This is a genomic window from Pseudomonas monteilii NBRC 103158 = DSM 14164 (genome assembly GCF_000730605.1).
GTDB lineage: Bacteria > Pseudomonadota > Gammaproteobacteria > Pseudomonadales > Pseudomonadaceae > Aquipseudomonas > Aquipseudomonas monteilii.
On sequence record NZ_BBIS01000088.1, the window covers coordinates 1 to 5,458 of the forward strand.

Annotated in this window: 1 protein-coding gene, 2 tRNA genes and 3 rRNA genes; all 6 read left to right on the top strand. The window is 51.3% G+C overall.

What is annotated here, in order from left to right:
* The coding region (locus PM2_RS31440) for a hypothetical protein (protein ID WP_217998278.1) at positions 1–201 on the top strand (201 nt) is incomplete at its 5' end.
* Between the two features lie 46 nt (positions 202–247).
* Positions 248–1,784 (top strand): 16S ribosomal RNA (locus tag PM2_RS29010).
* A gap of 85 nt (positions 1,785–1,869) precedes the next feature.
* A tRNA-Ile gene (locus tag PM2_RS29015) sits at positions 1,870–1,946 on the top strand.
* Positions 1,947–1,970: 24 nt separating this feature from the next.
* Positions 1,971–2,046, top strand: a tRNA-Ala gene (locus PM2_RS29020).
* 243 nt (positions 2,047–2,289) lie between these two features.
* Positions 2,290–5,182: ribosomal RNA gene (locus PM2_RS29025) — 23S ribosomal RNA — on the top strand.
* Between the two features lie 133 nt (positions 5,183–5,315).
* A 5S ribosomal RNA gene (gene rrf / locus PM2_RS29030) occupies positions 5,316–5,431 on the top strand.
* The 16S, 23S and 5S rRNA genes sit together here with 2 tRNA genes alongside, the layout of an rRNA operon.
* Positions 5,432–5,458 lie beyond the last annotated feature (27 nt).

Consider the following 5,458-nt stretch of genomic DNA (forward strand, 5'->3'; position numbering starts at 1 on the left):
AAAAGACTTCAAAATAAACGCTTGACAGGCTCTGAGGAAAGCGTAGAATGCGCGCCTCGGTTGAGACGAAAAGCTCTTAACCAAACGCTCTTTAACAAATCGAATCAAGCAATTCGTGTGGGTGCTTGTGAGTACGGACTGATAGTCAAAAAGATTATCAGCATCACAAGTGGCCATGCGAGAAATCACATAGTCATTTGAGATTGCTGAGCCAAGTTTAGGGTTTCTTAAAAACCCAAGCAGTATTGAACTGAAGAGTTTGATCATGGCTCAGATTGAACGCTGGCGGCAGGCCTAACACATGCAAGTCGAGCGGATGACGGGAGCTTGCTCCTTGATTCAGCGGCGGACGGGTGAGTAATGCCTAGGAATCTGCCTGGTAGTGGGGGACAACGTTTCGAAAGGAACGCTAATACCGCATACGTCCTACGGGAGAAAGCAGGGGACCTTCGGGCCTTGCGCTATCAGATGAGCCTAGGTCGGATTAGCTAGTTGGTGGGGTAATGGCTCACCAAGGCGACGATCCGTAACTGGTCTGAGAGGATGATCAGTCACACTGGAACTGAGACACGGTCCAGACTCCTACGGGAGGCAGCAGTGGGGAATATTGGACAATGGGCGAAAGCCTGATCCAGCCATGCCGCGTGTGTGAAGAAGGTCTTCGGATTGTAAAGCACTTTAAGTTGGGAGGAAGGGCAGTAAGTTAATACCTTGCTGTTTTGACGTTACCGACAGAATAAGCACCGGCTAACTCTGTGCCAGCAGCCGCGGTAATACAGAGGGTGCAAGCGTTAATCGGAATTACTGGGCGTAAAGCGCGCGTAGGTGGTTCGTTAAGTTGGATGTGAAAGCCCCGGGCTCAACCTGGGAACTGCATCCAAAACTGGCGAGCTAGAGTACGGTAGAGGGTGGTGGAATTTCCTGTGTAGCGGTGAAATGCGTAGATATAGGAAGGAACACCAGTGGCGAAGGCGACCACCTGGACTGATACTGACACTGAGGTGCGAAAGCGTGGGGAGCAAACAGGATTAGATACCCTGGTAGTCCACGCCGTAAACGATGTCAACTAGCCGTTGGAATCCTTGAGATTTTAGTGGCGCAGCTAACGCATTAAGTTGACCGCCTGGGGAGTACGGCCGCAAGGTTAAAACTCAAATGAATTGACGGGGGCCCGCACAAGCGGTGGAGCATGTGGTTTAATTCGAAGCAACGCGAAGAACCTTACCAGGCCTTGACATGCAGAGAACTTTCCAGAGATGGATTGGTGCCTTCGGGAACTCTGACACAGGTGCTGCATGGCTGTCGTCAGCTCGTGTCGTGAGATGTTGGGTTAAGTCCCGTAACGAGCGCAACCCTTGTCCTTAGTTACCAGCACGTAATGGTGGGCACTCTAAGGAGACTGCCGGTGACAAACCGGAGGAAGGTGGGGATGACGTCAAGTCATCATGGCCCTTACGGCCTGGGCTACACACGTGCTACAATGGTCGGTACAGAGGGTTGCCAAGCCGCGAGGTGGAGCTAATCTCACAAAACCGATCGTAGTCCGGATCGCAGTCTGCAACTCGACTGCGTGAAGTCGGAATCGCTAGTAATCGCGAATCAGAATGTCGCGGTGAATACGTTCCCGGGCCTTGTACACACCGCCCGTCACACCATGGGAGTGGGTTGCACCAGAAGTAGCTAGTCTAACCTTCGGGAGGACGGTTACCACGGTGTGATTCATGACTGGGGTGAAGTCGTAACAAGGTAGCCGTAGGGGAACCTGCGGCTGGATCACCTCCTTAATCGACGACATCAGCCTGCTGATGAGCTCCCACACGAATTGCTTGATTCATTGTAAAAGACGATGCTGTAACGCAACCCTGTTATAGGTCTGTAGCTCAGTTGGTTAGAGCGCACCCCTGATAAGGGTGAGGTCGGCAGTTCAAATCTGCCCAGACCTACCATTACATGGTTAAGCCGTAGAATACGGGGCCATAGCTCAGCTGGGAGAGCGCCTGCCTTGCACGCAGGAGGTCAGCGGTTCGATCCCGCTTGGCTCCACCACTTACGCAGTAACAGTTCATTGTCAGAACTTAGAAATGAGCATTCAATTTGAATGTTGATTTCTGACTTTTGTCAGATCGTTCTTTAAAAATTCGGATATGTGATAGATATAGACTGATGACCAGTTTCACTGCTGGAAATCAGGCTAAGGTAAAATTTGTGAGTTCTGCTCAGCAATGAGCGAAATGCGAATTTTCGGCGAATGTCGTCTTCACAGTATAACCAGATTGCTTGGGGTTATATGGTCAAGTGAAGAAGCGCATACGGTGGATGCCTTGGCAGTCAGAGGCGATGAAAGACGTGGTAGCCTGCGATAAGCTTTGGGGAGTCGGCAAACAGACTGTGATCCAGAGATCTCTGAATGGGGGAACCCACTCAGCATAAGCTGAGTATCTTGTACTGAATACATAGGTGCAAGAGGCGAACCAGGGGAACTGAAACATCTAAGTACCCTGAGGAAAAGAAATCAACCGAGATTCCCTTAGTAGTGGCGAGCGAACGGGGACCAGCCCTTAAGTTGGTTTGAGATTAGTGGAACGCTCTGGAAAGTGCGGCCATAGTGGGTGATAGCCCCGTACACGAAAATCTCTTGTCAATGAAATCGAGTAGGACGGAGCACGAGAAACTTTGTCTGAATATGGGGGGACCATCCTCCAAGGCTAAATACTACTGACTGACCGATAGTGAACCAGTACCGTGAGGGAAAGGCGAAAAGAACCCCGGAGAGGGGAGTGAAATAGAACCTGAAACCGTATGCGTACAAGCAGTGGGAGCCTACTTTGTTAGGTGACTGCGTACCTTTTGTATAATGGGTCAGCGACTTATATTCAGTGGCGAGCTTAACCGAATAGGGGAGGCGTAGCGAAAGCGAGTCTTAATAGGGCGTTTAGTCGCTGGGTATAGACCCGAAACCGGGCGATCTATCCATGGGCAGGTTGAAGGTTAGGTAACACTGACTGGAGGACCGAACCGACTACCGTTGAAAAGTTAGCGGATGACCTGTGGATCGGAGTGAAAGGCTAATCAAGCTCGGAGATAGCTGGTTCTCCTCGAAAGCTATTTAGGTAGCGCCTCATGTATCACTGTAGGGGGTAGAGCACTGTTTCGGCTAGGGGGTCATCCCGACTTACCAAACCGATGCAAACTCCGAATACCTACAAGTGCCGAGCATGGGAGACACACGGCGGGTGCTAACGTCCGTCGTGAAAAGGGAAACAACCCAGACCGTCAGCTAAGGTCCCAAAGTCATGGTTAAGTGGGAAACGATGTGGGAAGGCTTAGACAGCTAGGAGGTTGGCTTAGAAGCAGCCACCCTTTAAAGAAAGCGTAATAGCTCACTAGTCGAGTCGGCCTGCGCGGAAGATGTAACGGGGCTCAAACCATGCACCGAAGCTACGGGTATCATCTTATGATGATGCGGTAGAGGAGCGTTCTGTAAGCCTGTGAAGGTGAGTTGAGAAGCTTGCTGGAGGTATCAGAAGTGCGAATGCTGACATGAGTAACGACAATGCGAGTGAAAAACTCGCACGCCGAAAGACCAAGGTTTCCTGCGCAACGTTAATCGACGCAGGGTTAGTCGGTCCCTAAGGCGAGGCTGAAAAGCGTAGTCGATGGAAAACAGGTTAATATTCCTGTACTTCCAGTTATTGCGATGGAGGGACGGAGAAGGTTAGGCCAGCCTGGCGTTGGTTGTCCAGGTTTAAGGTGGTAGGCTGAAATCTTAGGCAAATCCGGGATTTCAAGGCCGAGAGCTGATGACGAGTTGCCTTTAGGCGACGAAGTGGTTGATACCATGCTTCCAAGAAAAGCTCCTAAGCTTCAGATAACTGGGAACCGTACCCCAAACCGACACAGGTGGTTAGGTAGAGAATACCAAGGCGCTTGAGAGAACTCGGGTGAAGGAACTAGGCAAAATGGCACCGTAACTTCGGGAGAAGGTGCGCCGGCGAGGGTGAAGGACTTGCTCCGTAAGCTCATGCCGGTCGAAGATACCAGGCCGCTGCGACTGTTTATTAAAAACACAGCACTCTGCAAACACGAAAGTGGACGTATAGGGTGTGACGCCTGCCCGGTGCCGGAAGGTTAATTGATGGGGTTAGCGCAAGCGAAGCTCTTGATCGAAGCCCCGGTAAACGGCGGCCGTAACTATAACGGTCCTAAGGTAGCGAAATTCCTTGTCGGGTAAGTTCCGACCTGCACGAATGGCGTAACGATGGCGGCGCTGTCTCCACCCGAGACTCAGTGAAATTGAAATCGCTGTGAAGATGCAGTGTATCCGCGGCTAGACGGAAAGACCCCGTGAACCTTTACTATAGCTTTGCACTGGACTTTGAATTTGCTTGTGTAGGATAGGTGGGAGGCTTTGAAGTGGGGACGCCAGTTCTCATGGAGCCATCCTTGAAATACCACCCTGGCAACTTTGAGGTTCTAACTCAGGTCCGTTATCCGGATCGAGGACAGTGTATGGTGGGTAGTTTGACTGGGGCGGTCTCCTCCCAAAGAGTAACGGAGGAGTACGAAGGTGCGCTCAGACCGGTCGGAAATCGGTCGTAGAGTATAAAGGCAAAAGCGCGCTTGACTGCGAGACAAACACGTCGAGCAGGTACGAAAGTAGGTCTTAGTGATCCGGTGGTTCTGTATGGAAGGGCCATCGCTCAACGGATAAAAGGTACTCCGGGGATAACAGGCTGATACCGCCCAAGAGTTCATATCGACGGCGGTGTTTGGCACCTCGATGTCGGCTCATCACATCCTGGGGCTGAAGCCGGTCCCAAGGGTATGGCTGTTCGCCATTTAAAGTGGTACGCGAGCTGGGTTTAGAACGTCGTGAGACAGTTCGGTCCCTATCTGCCGTGGACGTTTGAGATTTGAGAGGGGCTGCTCCTAGTACGAGAGGACCGGAGTGGACGAACCTCTGGTGTTCCGGTTGTCACGCCAGTGGCATTGCCGGGTAGCTATGTTCGGAAGAGATAACCGCTGAAAGCATCTAAGCGGGAAACTTGCCTCAAGATGAGATCTCACTGGGATCTTGAATCCCCTAAAGGGCCGTCGAAGACTACGACGTTGATAGGTTGGGTGTGTAAGCGCTGTGAGGCGTTGAGCTAACCAATACTAATTGCCCGTGAGGCTTGACCATATAACACCCAAGCAATTTGCGCGTAAGCCGAATTGTGGTGGTGAAGACGAAAGAACCGAAAGTTCGCAACATCACAAATATCGCATATCCGAATTGGCCAAGAGTGTTCACGGACATTCTGGCAACAGAATTTCTTGACGACCATAGAGCATTGGAACCACCTGATCCCATCCCGAACTCAGTAGTGAAACGATGCATCGCCGATGGTAGTGTGGGGTTTCCCCATGTGAGAGTAGGTCATCGTCAAGATTCATTTCGCAAAACCCCTATCTGCGC